Here is a 15,449-nt window from a genome sequence, read left to right as displayed (position 1 = left end):
TCTCCCTGACCCCGCTGGGAGAGACCACCCAATGCAAGGGAAGGGCTTCGGCTACTTACCGACCAGGGCCTGCAGGTGGGTGCTGAGCAGCCGGACGTCCTTGGCCGTGTTCTGAAGGCCGTTCCAATTGCGTTCCTCTCCATCCGAGAACTTCCACGTGCCGCCTGGAGTCCAGGCGACGTGCGTCTTGAGTCGGCGCAGGCTGATGCGAATCTTGTCCCAGTTGACTTTGTCGTAGTGGACGCCTGTGGTGAGCTGATCCATCACGAAGCCCATGGCCTGGATACCCACGCCATGAGTCAGCCTGGAGGCCTTGGGAGGCTTGTTCCATGCATCCTCGAAGGCGTTCTCGACTGCTGTCCAGAAGCCCAGGAGATGCGCCACCATCGCCTCCTCGTCCCCGGTGCCGTCCTCGGCGTTCCGGTACTGGAAGAGGGCACCCTCGTAGATGCTGTGCTCTAGCATCCTCAGAATGCTGTTGTCCTTGATATTGCCAGTTGGCGACGTGGGGCTGCTGATCCTCCCGCAGAAGGGGCCGTCTCCCATGTTCAGCATGACCATGATCTTCGCGGCGAGCTGGCGGCGCGCGTACGAGCGCGGCAACTTGGCTGTGGTCTCCGGCAGGAGTTCGTACACGAGCCCCTTGGGGAGTGGCTTGGTCGAGTTGACCAGAATGAACTGCGACCGCTGCTCTTCCTGAGACGCAATGAAGCCCACAGCCGCGACGGGGAACTCTGCTAGGTCGGCGTCCCTGATCGCCGCACTGCGCTGCTGACCATCCACGAGCCAGGCCGGCTTCTCGTCGTCAGCCAGTGACTCGTCGACCGGGATGATCAACTCGCCCGGAATGGAGTAGCTCACACTGCCGCCGCGGACCGCGGGTTCGAACGTGACGCGATCATCGAAGCCGAGAACCAAAGCATTGGGGAGCATCGCGCCCTCAGACTCAAGGTAGCGACGGATCGAGCGGATGTGACTCTGGACCTCAGGCCGCTGGTACCCCTGCAGCTTCCTCTCGCTGTCGCGGCGGATGCGCGAGACGGCTGCGAAGCCTTCCAACCTCTTGCCATCGACAGCGAAGCAGTAGATCTCCTTGTCACCTTGGAGCACTTTGAGGGCGGGAACTTTCAGAACGTAGCGGTCGGCCACATCATCTCCTGTTTGAGTTACTTTGAGTACTGTGCATGATCTGGGCGATTACGTGAGCGGCAACTTGCGCATCTTGGCTTCCAGTACCGTCATATTATGGAATCCGCGACGCTTGTTTCGCTCTGTTCCGCGAAAAATGACCATGTCGATCTTGTGCTTCTTGCAGAGTTCACACTGGCAGTGATCCCAGGGTCGGTCGACAAGAGTTTCCCTGTAGTCATCGACCTTCTTTAGTTTCTTAGTGTCACCAATGAGGGTATGATAGGCACGCAAAGAACCGAGGACTTCCTGCACGTCGAAATCCTCATCATCTCTATACTGACGCAGCAGCTTGAGGCATTCACGTTCAGCTTTAATTGCTGCCGACTGAGAAACCACACCCGCCAAGATCAGTCGCTTTAGAGTAGGGTTTCCGTCAACTTGAGGAACCCTAATCGCAACGTATGAACCGTCAGCAGTGTGGTAGTTGTTCTTCTCGTCCATGAAGGCTTGCCGAAATGCTGACGTACTATCGAAACTAGTGACACGGTACTCGGCGAAACGCGCCATACTGTCGATGCGAGTAATTCCAAGAAGGTGGAAACCGACATCAGGCTTGCGAATCCTGGAGATTTCCTCAAGGCAAGCAATGATTTCTGGCGTCTTCAGCGGGACCATACCCCCCAAGGCGATGCGCTTGTAACCCATTTTTTGGAGTTGCACAACACTATCCGCATAACTGACTGGGCTCCACCCCTGGGCTGCACCGACTGGCTCTAGATGCAGTTTCCTGTCACTAATCAGACTATTGTGGCTTCGAGTGGCCTTAAAGAATTTTTGCGCATAATCGAGTGACATCTCACGGCGCGTTACCCACGTCGGATCGACCTCCTCTTCAGAAGCCTCCGGTCGGTATCCGAAGATCACGTGGTCGATACTGATTCCTGCATTGAATCGACACTCAGTGTAGTAGTGGAGAACTTCAGGAGTCTCGTAAGGTGGGCGCTCCTCATTGATGTAATTGAAGGATCCGCAGTCACCTAGGCTCTTCATCGGCTCAGGCAGCCCAAAAAAGGTTCTCACGCCATCGCGATAAAGCCGCGACCTCTGAGGAGCACTATATTTCCCGGCTCCCTTAATCGACCCATCCACGATGGCCTTGCTGACCAGTAGCCCGTCATAGGGGGCCGGCCTCACCGCCTGATGAGCATACAAGTCGTCTCGTTGGCGATGGCGCTCGTCGGGATACTCGTCATGGATAAAATCATACCTGGGGTAGATCTGGTCTTGACTATCAGGGAAGTAAAACTTCACGACGCGCTCATCCTTGACTGGAGGTAGATGCGAATCAAAAGGTTCGACAGGGTGCTAATGTGGCGCGGCAAGTTCTGGAGTTCATTCCATGGGGTGTTGAGCTCTGGCCATCGCCCCTTCGTCCATCGGCAGTGGGGCTTAATGAACGCCAGTTCGGCCTTAGCCCTCTCATAGGCTTCCGGCGAATCTGGTTCTGCGTCGGCTAGCACTCGGTCCATGACTCGGTCCATCAGCCGCCCCATCGAGCGGATGCCGACGCCATGCATGAGGCGGCTCTTGGTCGGAGACACGCCCCAGGCGTCAGGGAAGGTGTCTCGCACGGCACTCCAATACGTGACAAGAATGTTGCGCATTGCCTCGGTGTCGACCGTGCCGTTCGAGAGATTCTTGTACGGGAATAATGCACCCGACGGTTTCAGGGACTCCTCTATGGCCGAGATCAGGCTATTATCCTTCACTACAGCGTTGGATCGTTTATCCGTCATGGTTGACGCCTGCTTGATCAGTCCCTTGAAGGGAGAATCGGCGTCCTGGTTCAGGGCACTGACCAAGACGGAAGGCAGCTTTTTCGCGGACAGCTTCGTCGGGAGTTTGGTATGCACTTCGGGAAGCAGTTCCGCCACCAGGCTACTAGGCAGGGGTGACACGGTGTTGACGCGAAGGAACTGATCACGCTGTACTTGAATGTCCTCAGTCACGAAGCCAGCCACGGTGACAGGCAACTTGGAGCGCCGAGTACGTGCAAGAGCAAGGCTTCGCTGCTGACCGTCCACAATGAAGGCGGGCCTGGGCATAGCTGGCGACTCCGGCAGGGGAATCTCCAACGTCCCGATCGTGGAGAGGCCGTCTGTACTGTTCGGCCCGCGGCTTCCCCTGAACCGTACTGAGGTGGGCAGAGCAAGGATAAGGCCGTTAGGGAAGAGCACGTTCTCGCTGTCGAGGTATTCCAGAATCTGCTTCACATGCTGCTTCTTTTCCGCTCTCTGGTACCCGAATAGTTTTCCTGCCTCGTCCCGAGAGATCCGGGCCACATCGGCCACGCGGTCAATTTCTTCTGCTTGGAGCGCAAACACATAAAGCGGGATGCCAGGATTTTGCTCGATCCGTAGTGCTCTGCGGCGGATGACGCTTTGTGTCACCGTTCCCCCATGGTCCTCTTGTATAGATTCGCGAACCTGCTCTGCTCACAGGCCTTGCCGGCATCACGCAAGGCCCGCAGCAGCCGTGTACGGGAGACGCCGGGCAACTTCGCTGTCTCCTGCTTGATGAAGACAATCACGTCTTCATCCGTCATCGGCTTTCGGCTGTACGTCACTGGTTTCGTGGTTGCTGCCGCCCATTCATTCCATGCTTTCTGCGTCGCCGGTGAGGCGAGCATGCTGTCCTTGGAGTGCTCAAGCCATGACGCAGCCATGCGCACGTTCAGGCTTGTCAACGTGCCCCCCAGCGCGTGACTCAGCCCAGCATCGGATCGGACTCGATGAACTCCTGGGATCTCACGCAAGCCGCCGATAAGTAGCGTCTCGCCTCCTAGATTCCCAAGTGCTTCGAGTTCTTCTTCCATGGCGCTCGCGTAGACCTCGGACAGAACCATGAGTACCGGGCCCTGCCGACCGAGCTCCTGGAGCGTGGCTTGGCCGATTGCCGCCTGAAGATGCCCCCACCACTGGCCGTTCTCCGCCGCAGATGTGGCCACGGAGTCAGCGTGCCGTGTACTGAATGTTGCCGCATAGGCGGGTGCAGTCTGCGTCTTTGGCTCCACTGGCTGCAGGCCCAGCCCTGCCGATGCCACCCACAGCTGAGTCCTGAAACCCGCAGCCGAGGCCGCTGCTACCAGGTGGCGAGAACGGGTCCAGTGATCACCGCGGTACAGATCCGCAAGCGAGGGTAGGGAGGCTCCCCCTCGCGCGGTCGCGGCCTGAATGCGCTCCTGCCAGTCACTGGAGCGTTGCTTCACGCTGCCCTCCGGCAGGTTCCTGGCGCGCAGAGTTGCGTCCGGCGCATCAACCTTGCGGTCGGTACACGTAACCACCAGCGATAGTTGCCTCACGCAGTCGACTCCCGCCAGCGATAACTAGTCCTTGTTGGCGGTTACTCTACCTGCCAGTTATCACGCTAGGCTGGCGCGTGCACACGACGGTCTAACTAGGGAGCAAGGCATGGGACGTCCTGCGATCGTTTTGCTGAGTGGTGGTCTGGACTCGACCACGGTTCTGGCCATCGCCAAGGACCAGGGCTACACGCCGTATGCCCTCAGCTTCCGGTACGGCCAGCGCCACAGTGTGGAGCTTGAGGCTGCGAAGCGTGTGGTTGAGGCCCAGGGCGCGGCCCGGCACGTCACTGCTGACATCGACTTGCGAGTTTTCGGTGGCTCCGCTCTGACCTCCGACATTGACGTGCCCAAGCATGACTCCCTGGACCACAGCGGGGAGGGCGGCGTACCGATCACCTACGTGCCTGCACGTAACACGATCTTCCTCTCGTTTGCTCTCGCGTACGCCGAAACTGTCAACGCCAGTGACATCTTCACTGGTGTAACTGCGGTCGACTACAGTGGTTACCCGGACTGTCGCCCTGAGTACATCGACGCGTATACCAAGATGGCCAACCTAGCGACCCGTGCCGGCGTCGAAGGCACGCAAAAGCTCACCATCCACTCACCGCTCATGGAGATGTCGAAGGCGGACATCGTGCGCGAGGGCATGCGTCTGGGTGTGGATTACTCCCTTACCTCCAGTTGCTACGACCCCGACGAGCAGGGGCGTGCTTGCGGTCACTGCGAGACCTGCCTGCTGCGCCTGAAGGGCTTCGCCGAGGCTGGTGTCACCGACCCCGTGCAGTACCAGGGCGCCTGAGTATGACCTATCTGGTCAAGGAGATCTTCTACACTCTCCAAGGGGAGGGCAACCACGCGGGCCGCCCAGCGGTCTTCTGCCGCTTCTCTCGCTGCAACCTGTGGACGGGACTGGAAAAGGACCGCCATCGCGCCATCTGCCAGTTCTGCGACACCGACTTCGTGGGCACCGACGGCGAAGGCGGCGGAAGGTTCGCCACACCTGAGGACCTCGCTGACGCCGTCGAGCAGGCGTGGCCTTCGGAGTCCACCGAGTATCGCTTCGTCGTGTGCACGGGAGGCGAGCCACTGCTCCAACTCGATGAAGTAGCCATCGAGGCTCTGCATGTCAGAGGTTTTGAGGTCGCTGTCGAGACGAACGGCACGCGCGTGCCGCCAAAGGGCATCGACTGGCTGTGCGTGAGCCCCAAAATCGGCTCCGAACTCGCAGTGACGAAGGGCGACGAACTGAAGCTCGTGTACCCCCAACTAGGCGGAAACCCTGCCCAATTTGAGGATCTGGAGTTCAGGTTTTTCCGTCTGCAAGCAATGGATGGCCCCGACTTGGAGGCCAACACTCGTGCAGTGGTCGACTACTGTATGAAGAACCCGCGCTGGATCCTCTCTCTCCAGACGCACAAATATCTGGGAATTCAGTAAATGGAAATCTTTCGCGAGTTCAATTTCGAAGCAGCACACCGTCTGCCGAACGTCCCGGAGGGCCACAAGTGCTCCCGCCTGCACGGCCACTCCTACAAGGTGATCGTGCACGTCGAGGCGCCCGTTGACTCCGAAACTGGCTGGGTCATGGACTTTGGCGACCTCAAGCGGACGTTCAAGCCGATCGAGGCACAGCTTGACCACTACTACCTCAACGAAATCGAGGGCCTGGAGAACCCGACCAGCGAGGTCCTGGCCCGCTGGATCTGGGAGCGTCTCCAGCCCAACTTGTCGGGCCTCTCGGCTCTGACGGTTCGGGAAACGTGCACGTCAGGCTGCACGTATCGAGGCGAGTGAGCATGCACGACATCCAGAACGAGACTGATACTCGGGGTATCGAACTCGACAAGGTGGGTATCGACGGTGTCCGCTACCCCGTGAGCTTCGAGGACGGCTGCCTCCGGCAGGAGGGCATCGCCAACTTCGAGGTGACGGTGAGGCTCCAGCACGATCGGCGGGGCACGCACATGAGCCGCATGGTTGCGCTTGTGCACGAGCGCCTACAGAGGTTCGACCCTCGCCAGTTGCCCGTTGTCCTCAAGGTCGGTGCGGATCTCCTGGATGCGCCCGCTATCACGGTGGCAATGGCGATGCCCATAAGCACAACTGTAGTCGCCCCGGCTAGTGGCCGTGAATCGAGGCAGGTTCACGACATCCGCATCGAAGGGCATTGGGATAACGGTGACGTGACAGTAAAGACCGCCGTCACCACGGAGGTGACCAGCCTCTGCCCGTGCTCCAAGGCTATTTCAGACTATGGCGCGCACAATCAACGCAGCCAGGTCACGCTCACCGTGACCGGTCAGGGCGAGACTCCGTACCCTCTGCCGGTTCAGAGCGGGCTGCGGTTGCTTTCATCCTGCGCTTCGGCGCCGGTAGTGCCATTGGTGAAGCGCACCGATGAGCGCGTCCTGACCATGCAGGCGTACGACAGCCCGGTATTCGTCGAGGACATGGCCCGCGCGGTAAGCACCTCCTGCCGGGATCGGAGCCTTCAGCACGTGGTGAGCATCCGAAACCTGGAGAGCATCCACAGCCACGACGCCATCGCTTTCATCTCTGGTTAAGGGCTGTCCCGTAAATGATCTCTGGCTGGCCGCGGGTAGGGCGGTGTGCCGTACGGCCCTGCGGTTTATCCGGCGAGGGCGAGGTTGTGCATCCGTGTGATGCCGAGCATGGCGTGGTGGACGCCGTCGCCTTTGAGGCGGCAGTCGCGGGGGATCTTCCAGTTCTTCATGCGGGTGAAGACGTGCTCGACGCGGGCACGGGCCTGTTTGTGGGACTTGTGGTGCGCCTGCTTCCAGTCGGGCAGTTCCCTGCCTGTGCGGCGGCGGTGGGGCCTCACGGGCCCGGTGCCCGGATGACCGCCGTCGGCGATGGTCATGGTTGTGCCGACGGCGGCCTTCGTGCCGGATTCCTCCCATGCCCTGCTGTCGTTGCGGTTGCCGGGCGGGGGTCTGCCGACCACGACGGCCAGTCGGGTGTCGGCATTGATGACGGCCTGGTGGCTGGTGGGGTAGCGGTAGTTCTTGGACTGCTCTGCGACGCTGTGATCGCGGGTGGGGATTAGGGTGCCGTCCGCGATCAGAACGGTGTCCTTGCCGGACCGCTTGCGGGGTGGGAGAGCGAGCCTCGGGCCGGGGTGGTCGATGATCCGGTCCGCCGCCGGCTTGGACACCCCGAACAGCGGGGCCAGTTGCCGCACGGTCAGGTTCGTCCGCCGGTACGCCGCGACTAGCAGCGCCCGGTCCTCCAGCGGCAGACTCCATGGCCGGCCCTTGCGAACCGCGTCCGCACCCTCACGCCGCAGAACCGCCGCCAGCTTCCCGAAGGCCCGCGGGCTCAGCCCGGTGAACGGGGCTATCCAGGACGGCTCCGACACCGTGATCACACCAGACACACCAAGATCACCTCATGCGTGACCAGCACTTACGGGACAGCCCTTAGCCACCCTGTCCACGGCATCCAGCGTGCGGGCTCTTTCTGCCCCCTCCCCCCTGAGCATCGCCCGAGCCGGGCTAGTTTTCGTGGCCTTTCAGTCTGCACGCTCGTGCCAGGGAGTATCAGCTTGTGTTCTGTGGATGCGATGAACTGTTCCCAGTTTGAAGGAGGTATCGGACTGTCCCGGGGTGGGTGGAGTCACCACCATGCACGAAGGCAACGCTTGTCAGGTTGGGGTGTCCAATCGCATCATGCCCGCCGTCGCGGAGGATACCCCCGAGCCACAGGTGTCGGACGGGGAGATCCCACATGGAGTTGGTCAGGAACTAGTTGAGCCGTCCGCATAGGGCTGTTCACCTGTCGCCGCAGTGCCCAGGGGCCGTCACCGTCCAAACAGGAGTTGGTGACGGCCCCAGCCGCTCCGGGCGACCGACCACCTTCAGCATGTACGACGAACGTATCCCCAACCACCTGACCAGACTTCATTTCACCGTCTCCATCGACGGCACGCGGCGCAAGGACGACAACGCCCCACCGCGGCATCACGCGCCGGAGGCACTCGCCGAGATGCTTGCCCCACAGCAACGCGAAGCGTTCCTTTCGTGCCCTCACTCAGACCGTGCATGCGCTCGGCAGCACCGACCTGCAACGGGCCGCAACTCATTGGATGGCGCCCACGCCAGTGAACCCGGATTCAACTCGGCACGATGCTAGGCACGCGACGCTGGCTGCTCGCCCTCATATCTCGATGGCGAACCCGCCGCCTCATGCACCGACTTGGGCTGTCCCTTGACTACGCCATGGCGTGGTCCCTTCTCAGGCTGTCCAGCAGCGCTCATGAGTTCATGTTCGTGCAGCAGGCTGCGCGAGAATCAGGGGCCTAGATGGAAGTAGGACCTCAATACGGTGACTGGCAGAGCCTTCCGCCAAGTAAGCGTGCTCGCAGAAAGCACTAGTTCGATCGACGCGGTAGAACCCCATACGGCTGCTCAGCCTCACCGACGTGCAGTTGCTGGGCGCCGGGCTCAGGGGCCGTGGACTGGGGTACCTCGGAAACGGCGTCCGGTCCCAAGGCGTCCGCGCCAGACCTTGATCGACCACACCACCGGTGCCGATGCTTCCGTGGCAGGCGAGGCATATGGCCTGAGCAGGGCCTTCATGACGCAGGGAGAAAGACACGCCGAACCCTGCCGCAAAGCACTCATGCTCGCCCTGTGACTCAGTGATCCAGCGTGATCGGTCCGTCAGGAAGCCTGCCTTCCACGTACCCCTCGATGAGCAGTGGGAGTTCGACGAGGAAGACCGTGCTCTGCGCCAATCACGCGATCGGATGCCAACTCCGGCTGTGGCTAAGCAATCTGGTGCCCGTCGGCGCAGACAGCCGGGGAATGACGATGGTGTACACGTGGATCTCAGGCTCGACCGTCACCGGCATACGGCCAGTGACGGAACCACGACCCATTGCGGGGAGGGAGAAGTGAATTCGTCTCCATTGCCTGAATGCCTTGATCTCGGTCGACCCGGTCGGGACGGACCACACCAGTGGCTCCCAGGGAATGGACAGCGGGCTTGCGCAGCAAGACGGCCTGGCCGGCATGGGCAAGCAGGACGACCCGGAGTTGGCGGCGGATACAAGGCACTCGGGAGGGAATCAGGGCACGCGCGCGTGCGGCGCAAGGGGGTGGGGGCTCCTCGGGGGGCTGAGCAGCGAGGATCGGGGTGGGCGGGCGTCTCGGGGAGCAGTCGATTTGGCGACTTGTCGTCCGGCCGTAGCCGCATGAGATCGGCCACATGAAAGTCGCGCGTCCTCCACGCGTGCGTGGAGGGCAGCGGGGGATGCCGCCTTGACCGGGCCTCGGGGTGCCCCCGGGGCCCGGTCGGGCGCGTGGGACCCGAGCGGGGAGGCCGGTCCCACGGTTCAATCCCGTGGGCCACCAGCCTCCCCTACTTCACCGCTCCCGTGCACCCACTTGAGCGGAACCTGAGCTGTTGTCGCCTGCTCTTGCCGTTCGGCATCTCACAAGCGTGGAACGGTCACGCTCCCGTACGACGCTGTCACGCGGCCGTTCACGCGCCGCATGGGTCGCGCTCCACGCGCGCGTGGAGGTCAATCCCGTTCGTGGCGGCAGCCATCAGGAGGCGCCATGCGGGTCTCGCGATCGTGGTCAGAGCGGACGAGGGGCTCAGCGCTCGGGACCTGTCGAGGCCCGCAGGCTGCCCTCCTCTCCGGACAACGACGTCGCCAAGATCCGTCCCGTCCAGGGCCATCCCACGTGCCCTGTCGACGGCCACGCGCGCGTTATACGCCCCGTCGGTCATGCACACATGGCGGCGATCTCGTGGGTCATCCCGGCGCCTCTCCCCTGCCGTGCGCCAGGGACCGAGCCAGTGGGGTCAGCTTGTCCGGGTTGACCATTCCGTAGATGGCCGCCACCGGGCCCTCACCGCGCTTCGTCCGCGGTGTCGGGGCGGTCAGGTCCACCGCGAGGGCCGCGTAGAGGGTCGCGCCGGAGAACACCGCCGCCGCGGGGCCGCCGTTGATCTCCACGTAGCGGATGTCGAGGCGGGGGATGTCCAGCGTGCCAGGCGGGTTCGCGCGCAGTGCGGTGAGGAGGCGTACCACCTTCTCCCGGCCCTCGATCACGCGCAGCGCGGCGCGCAGTCGGCCGCCGCCGTCGGACCAGAGCCGTACGTCCGGCGCCAGTACGTTCATCAGCCTCTCGATGTCGCCGTTCACGGTCGCCGCGAGGAACCGTTCCGTGGCCGCGCGGCGGGCCGCGGGGTCCGGGTCGAAGCGGGGCCGTCTCGCCTCCACGTGCGCGCGGGCGCGACGCGCGAGTTGACGGACCGCCGAGGGGCTGCGGCCGAGGATCGCGGCGATCTCCGCATGCGCGTAGCCGAACGCCTCCCGCAGCACGAAAACCACTCTTTCCAGTGGTGTCAGCGTCTCCAGGACGACCAAGAGCGCCAGCGACACCGACTCGGCGCGCAGCGCCCGCTCCTCCGCCGTTGCCACCTCGGTGGCCAGGGGTTCCGGCAGCCACGGGCCCACGTAGCGCTCCCTGCTCCGCTGGACGCGCCGCAGCCGTGACACCGCCTCGTTGACCGCGATCCGTACGAGATACGCGCGCGGGTTGACGATGTCGCGGCGGGGAGCCGACGCCCAGGAGAGCCAGGTCTCCTGGAGGACGTCCTCGGTGTCGGAGACGGTGCCGAGCAGGTTGTAGGCCAGTGAGAACAGCAGCTCCCTGTGCCGCACGAACGACTCCGTGGCCTCGTCGAGCACCGGCTTCGCCGTGTCGCGGCCGGTACTGGTGTCCTCACGCACCCTCGCTCCTTCGCTCTCCTGGGGCATGCCCGCGTACCGCCCGAAGACGCGGTCAATCCGGCAAACGCGACAGAGATGGCGCCGATGTCACATCGCGGACGTCCCGTGCGTCTAGGGCGCAGCCGAGATCACAACGGTCCGGCCGGGCCGGACGCAACGGTTTACCGCACCGCGCGGGCCCCGCTCGTACGCCCCCGGTCGCACGAGCGGGCTCACGCGCGGGTGGCGAAACGACACGGGCGCCCACGCGGCCGACGGCCGTCCACGAGTCCCGCGCGGGCGCCCGACACGGAGAAGGGAACTTGTCATGTTACGGAGACTGTCGGCGTTCGCGCTGCGCAGGCGGCGGTCCGTGCTGGTCTGCGCGCTGCTGCTCGCGCTACTCGGCGGCGCGGCGGGCACCACGCTGTTCGGCCGGATGTCCCCCGGCGGCTTCGAGGCGTCGGGCAGCGAGTCCGACCGGGCCACGAAGGCCCTGGCCAAGACCTTCGACCAGGGCGCGCCGAACCTGGTGCTGCTGGTCACGGCCCCCGACGGGGTCGACACGAAGGACGTCACACGCGCGGGTACGGCGCTGACGCGGCGGCTCGGCGCGGAACGGGGCGTGGTCGACGCCGCCTCGTACTGGACGAGCGGCAGATCACCGCAGTTGCGCGGGGCCGGCGGCGAGAAGGCGCTCGTCGTCGGCACCATCACGGGCGACGAGAGCGCCGTGCAGCAACGCGCGCGTGAGCTGCTCGCGCGCTACCACACGACCTGGCGCGGGCTGCACATCAAGCCCGGCGGCTACGGGGTGCTCCAGTACGAACTGACAGAGCAGACCAAGAAGGACGCCACGTTCGGCGAGACGCTGGTGTTCCCGGTGACGCTGATCGCGCTGGTCGTGGTGTTCGGGAGCGTCGTCGCGGCCTCGCTGCCGCTCGTGGTCGCGCTGGTGACCGCGCTGCTCGGGATGGGGGTGATGTGGCTGCTGACGACGTTCACGCAGTTGTCGATCTTCTCGGTCAACATCGTCACCCTGCTCGGGCTCGGCCTGGCCATCGACTACAGCCTGCTGATCGTCAACCGCTACCGCGAGGAGCTGCGCGCCGGGCACGCGACCGGGGACGCGGTCCGGCGCACCATGGGCTCGGCGGGCCGTACCGTCGTCTTTTCCGCGCTGACGGTGGCCGTGGTGCTGGCGTGCCTCGGCTGGTTCCCGCTGCTCGCGGTGCGTTCGATGGCGTACGCGGGTGTCGCCACGGCCGTTCTCGCGGCCGCGGCGTCGCTGGTGGTGCTTCCTGCGCTGCTGGCCGCGCTCGGGCCGAACATCGACCGGGGGAGGCTGCTGGGACGCCGAAGGGCGGCACGCGCGCGTGAAGCCGCCGCCGACCGGGACGCGGCCGACAGGGACGGGCGTGGGGACGAGAACAGGGGAGAAGGCGGAGGCGGAGGCGGAGGCGGAGGCGGAGGCGGAGGCGGTGAGAACGGCTTCTGGCACCGGCTCGCCACGCTCGTGATGCGGCGTCCCGTGCCGATCGCGACCCTCGTCGTCGCCTTCCTGCTGCTGCTCGGCACGCCCGTGCTCGGGCTTCGACTGAGCCTGCCCGACGAGCGCGTGATGCCGTCCTCAGGCGTGTCCCGGCAGGTCGCGGAGGTGGTACGGGCGGAGTTCCCGACCGGCGAGCAGAACGCGCTCCAAGTCGTCGCGCCGCACGCCGACGCCACCCCGGAGGCGATCTCCGCGTACGCGCGCAGGCTCTCGGCGCTCGACGGAGTCGCCCGTGTGGACACCGTGACCGGAAGCTTCCGTTCCGGGGCGAGGGCGGTGGAGGCGGGGGCGCAGCACCGCCGTTTCGGCGCCCGGGACGCCTTCTACCTCTCGGTGGTGCCGAGCGCGGACGAGGCGACCGGAGCGGCGGAGCGGCTGGTGCGGGCGGTGCGCGGCACCCGGGCGCCGTTCACGACGCTGGTGGCGGGCCCCGCCGCAATCAGCGTCGACGCCACCGCGGCGCTCGGCGAACGGCTGCCGGCGGCACTGATCACCCTGACGGTGCTGATGGTGGTGCTGCTGTTCCTGCTGACCGGCAGCGTGCTGCTGCCGTTCCTGGCCATCGTGCTGAGCAGCCTGAGCATCACCGCCACCTTCGGCGCTCTCGTCTGGATCTTCCAGGACGGGCATCTGGCCTGGCTGCTGGGGAACTTCACGGTAACGGGCAGCGTGATCGCGACGGTTCCCGTGATGCTGTTCGCGCTGTCCTTCGGACTCGCCATGGACTACCAGGTGTTCATGCTCGCGAGGATCAGGGAGGAGTACACGCTGAGCGGTTCGGGTACGGCCGCGGTGGCGCAGGGGCTCGAACGCATCGGGCGGCTCGTCACGACGGCCGCCGTGCTGATCTCGCTGGTCTTCCTCGCCTTCAACTTCTCGGGCATCAGCTTCGCGAAGGCGTTCGGGGTGGGGCTTCCGCTCGCGGTACTCATGGACGCGACGCTGGTGCGCGGCGCGCTGCTCCCTGCTGCCATGCGGCTGGCGGGGCGGGCGACCTGGTGGGCCCCGGCCGCCCTGACCAGGCTGCACGGCAGATTCGGGCTGCGGGACGGGGAGGAGGCGCCGCCCCCGGGCAAGGAGGCGGCACCGGCCGACGGTGTGCTCTGTGACACGGACTCCTGAAACGGTGCGGGACGCGGACCGCCGGGATGGACTTCGGACTTCAGGGGATACGGCCCCTCAAAGGGGGTTGTGCGGGGCACATCGCCTGTGTCACACTTTTGGCGGCGCAGTGTGCCCGCGTTGAGGTCCGGGAGTTGGTGACGGACCGCTCCAAGGCATTGCACGCTCGTTCCCCATCCTGAAGACAGCGACGACGGCCCCGGATTCCGCGCGAATCCGGGGCCGTTGCGCTGTGCACGGCCGGACTCCACCGGTAGCCGTGCCGAATTCGCGACCGATCCCCGCACCTGGCCCGCCCCGCACACGAACACCCCTCCCCGTCCGCCCCCGTCCGCCGCCTTACGAGCCCCCTCTCGTGCCCATCCGAGCGTGGAAGGAGCCCGATTTCCATGACAACCGGTGCGGGAACGCCCGCGGTAGCGGCAGCGTCGGCACGCGACACGCTGCGCCGCCAGCGTCGGCGGCTGATGGACCTGGCGGAGGAGCGGTTACGCGCGTTCCTCGCCGCCGAACACACCCGATGGCGAGGCGTGGGGCCGGGGGCGGTCGTGCCGTTGGAGGCCATATCCGAGCTGGTGACCGCCGGGGGGAAACGGCTGCGTCCGGCGTTCTGCGTGAGCGGGTATCTCGCCGCCGGGGGCGACCCCGAGGACCCCCGCGCGGTGCCGGCGGCCATCGCGCTCGAACTGCTCCACGCCTCCGCCCTGATCCACGACGACATGATGGACGCCGCCTCCCACCGCCGCGGCCTCCCCACCGTCCATGCCAAGCAGACGGGGCGGCACCGCGACCACGGCTGGCACGGCGAACCACGCAGGTTCGGCGAGAGCATGGCGGTCCTCGCGGGCGACCTCGCCCTCGTCTACTCGGACCGGTTCATGGCCGAAGTGCCGTTCGAGATCCGCGAACTCTGGGGCGAGCTGCGCACCGAGCTGATCACCGGGCAGTGCCTCGACATCAGCGCCGCCGCACACCTCTCCACCGACCCACGGCTGGCCCGGCACATCGCCCTGACCAAGTCGGGCCACTACACCGTCCACAGGCCCCTGGTCATCGGGGCCGCCCTCGCGGGCCGCCCCGGGCTCGCCCCGTTCTTCGAGGCGTACGGCACCAAGGTGGGCGAGGCGTTCCAACTCCGCGACGACCTCATCGACGCCTTCGGCACCACCACCGCCAGCGGCAAACCCGCCGGGCTCGACCTCAGCCGCCGCAAGATGACCCTGCTGCTCTCCCTCGCCGTCGAACGCGACGACAGGGTGCGGGCGCTCGTACGCGCGGGACGGATCGAACCGGAGCGACTACGCCCGCTGCTGGCCGAGGCCGGGGTGGCGGACGAGGTCGAGCGCACCATCGAGCGCCTCGTGACCGACGGCCGCAACGCGCTGGCGACGGCACCGCTGCCCCAGCAGTGGCGTGACGAACTCGTCGACATGGCCTACGCGGTGGCCTACCGCACCACATGACGCCCGCCCGCCACACCACCGCGCGCGGTGCGGGCGGGCGGAGGAGACGGGCACGGGACGAGAGGGAGG

Annotated in this window: 12 protein-coding genes; 6 read left to right on the top strand and 6 right to left on the bottom strand. The window is 65.1% G+C overall.

All coding sequences use genetic code 11. The features are described from left to right. Positions 1-51: 51 nt before the first annotated feature. From dbpB (ACIBIW_RS21065) to ACIBIW_RS21050, 4 genes are read right to left on the bottom strand one after another with little or no spacing between them, the layout of a single operon-like run. Positions 52-1,149, bottom strand: coding sequence for a DGQHR domain-containing protein DpdB (gene dbpB / locus ACIBIW_RS21065; RefSeq protein WP_399338287.1), 1,098 nt, complete (start codon positions 1,147-1,149; stop codon positions 52-54). A gap of 48 nt (positions 1,150-1,197) precedes the next feature. Beyond that, the gene (gene dpdA / locus ACIBIW_RS21060; protein WP_399338285.1) at positions 1,198-2,442 is read right to left on the bottom strand and encodes a tRNA-guanine transglycosylase DpdA; all 1,245 of its coding nucleotides are present in this window, start codon (positions 2,440-2,442) and stop codon (positions 1,198-1,200) included. Next, positions 2,439-3,581 carry a DGQHR domain-containing protein DpdB gene (gene dbpB / locus ACIBIW_RS21055; RefSeq protein ID WP_399338283.1) on the bottom strand — a complete coding sequence of 381 codons (1,143 nt, stop codon included), beginning with the start codon at positions 3,579-3,581 and terminating at the stop codon, positions 2,439-2,441. The genes dpdA and dbpB (ACIBIW_RS21055) overlap by 4 nt, the downstream gene beginning before the upstream one ends. Beyond that, positions 3,578-4,138: a hypothetical protein gene (locus ACIBIW_RS21050; RefSeq protein ID WP_399338281.1), complete on the bottom strand. Its 561-nt coding sequence runs from the start codon at positions 4,136-4,138 to the stop codon at positions 3,578-3,580. Before ACIBIW_RS21050 ends, dbpB (ACIBIW_RS21055) begins: the two co-directional genes overlap by 4 nt. Before the next feature lie 463 nt (positions 4,139-4,601). On the opposite strand from ACIBIW_RS21050, the gene queC reads away from it, so the two are divergent. The 4 genes from queC to ACIBIW_RS21030 are packed head-to-tail and all read left to right on the top strand — an operon-like array spanning position 4,602 to position 7,062. Continuing rightward, the gene (gene queC / locus ACIBIW_RS21045; RefSeq protein ID WP_399338278.1) at positions 4,602-5,297 is read left to right on the top strand and encodes a 7-cyano-7-deazaguanine synthase QueC; all 696 of its coding nucleotides are present in this window, start codon (positions 4,602-4,604) and stop codon (positions 5,295-5,297) included. A gap of 2 nt (positions 5,298-5,299) precedes the next feature. Next, entirely contained in the window at positions 5,300-5,935 is a 636-nt protein-coding gene (gene queE, locus ACIBIW_RS21040; protein WP_399338276.1) for a 7-carboxy-7-deazaguanine synthase, read from the top strand. Beyond that, a complete protein-coding gene (gene queD, locus ACIBIW_RS21035) occupies positions 5,936-6,292 on the top strand; it encodes a 6-carboxytetrahydropterin synthase QueD (RefSeq protein WP_399338274.1) in 357 nt (118 codons plus the stop codon). Positions 6,293-6,294: 2 nt separating this feature from the next. Then, positions 6,295-7,062: a GTP cyclohydrolase I FolE2 gene (locus ACIBIW_RS21030; RefSeq protein ID WP_399338272.1), complete on the top strand. Its 768-nt coding sequence runs from the start codon at positions 6,295-6,297 to the stop codon at positions 7,060-7,062. A 65-nt stretch (positions 7,063-7,127) separates the two neighbouring features. Here the strand turns inward: ACIBIW_RS21030 and ACIBIW_RS21025 are convergent, their stop codons facing one another. Next, complete coding sequence (locus ACIBIW_RS21025) at positions 7,128-7,895, bottom strand: transposase (protein WP_399338270.1); 768 nt, start codon at positions 7,893-7,895, stop codon at positions 7,128-7,130. Positions 7,896-10,280: 2,385 nt separating this feature from the next. Beyond that, complete coding sequence (gene sigJ, locus ACIBIW_RS21020; RefSeq protein ID WP_399338268.1) at positions 10,281-11,264, bottom strand: RNA polymerase sigma factor SigJ; 984 nt, start codon at positions 11,262-11,264, stop codon at positions 10,281-10,283. Between the two features lie 307 nt (positions 11,265-11,571). Here sigJ and ACIBIW_RS21015 point away from each other — a divergent pair, with 307 nt between their 5' ends. Then, a complete protein-coding gene (locus ACIBIW_RS21015; protein WP_399338266.1) occupies positions 11,572-13,917 on the top strand; it encodes an MMPL family transporter in 2,346 nt (781 codons plus the stop codon). A gap of 389 nt (positions 13,918-14,306) precedes the next feature. Then, the gene (locus ACIBIW_RS21010; protein ID WP_399338264.1) at positions 14,307-15,380 is read left to right on the top strand and encodes a polyprenyl synthetase family protein; all 1,074 of its coding nucleotides are present in this window, start codon (positions 14,307-14,309) and stop codon (positions 15,378-15,380) included. The last annotated feature ends 69 nt before the right edge of the window (positions 15,381-15,449 follow it).

The sequence above is a fragment of the Streptomyces sp. NPDC050560 genome, assembly GCF_044457285.1.
In the GTDB taxonomy this organism is placed as follows: Bacteria; Actinomycetota; Actinomycetes; order Streptomycetales; family Streptomycetaceae; genus Streptomyces.
The sequence above is the reverse complement of the archived record's forward strand: the minus strand, read 5'-3'. Positions and strand labels throughout refer to the sequence as shown.

Coding starts and splice junctions, on each gene's coding strand:
- queC (WP_399338278.1), top strand. CDS start 4,602: ATGGGACGTCCTGCGATCGTTTTGCTGAGTGGTGGTCTGGACTCGACC.
- queE (WP_399338276.1), top strand. CDS start 5,300: ATGACCTATCTGGTCAAGGAGATCTTCTACACTCTCCAAGGGGAGGGC.
- queD (WP_399338274.1), top strand. CDS start 5,936: ATGGAAATCTTTCGCGAGTTCAATTTCGAAGCAGCACACCGTCTGCCG.
- ACIBIW_RS21030 (WP_399338272.1), top strand. CDS start 6,295: ATGCACGACATCCAGAACGAGACTGATACTCGGGGTATCGAACTCGAC.
- ACIBIW_RS21015 (WP_399338266.1), top strand. CDS start 11,572: ATGTTACGGAGACTGTCGGCGTTCGCGCTGCGCAGGCGGCGGTCCGTG.
- ACIBIW_RS21010 (WP_399338264.1), top strand. CDS start 14,307: ATGACAACCGGTGCGGGAACGCCCGCGGTAGCGGCAGCGTCGGCACGC.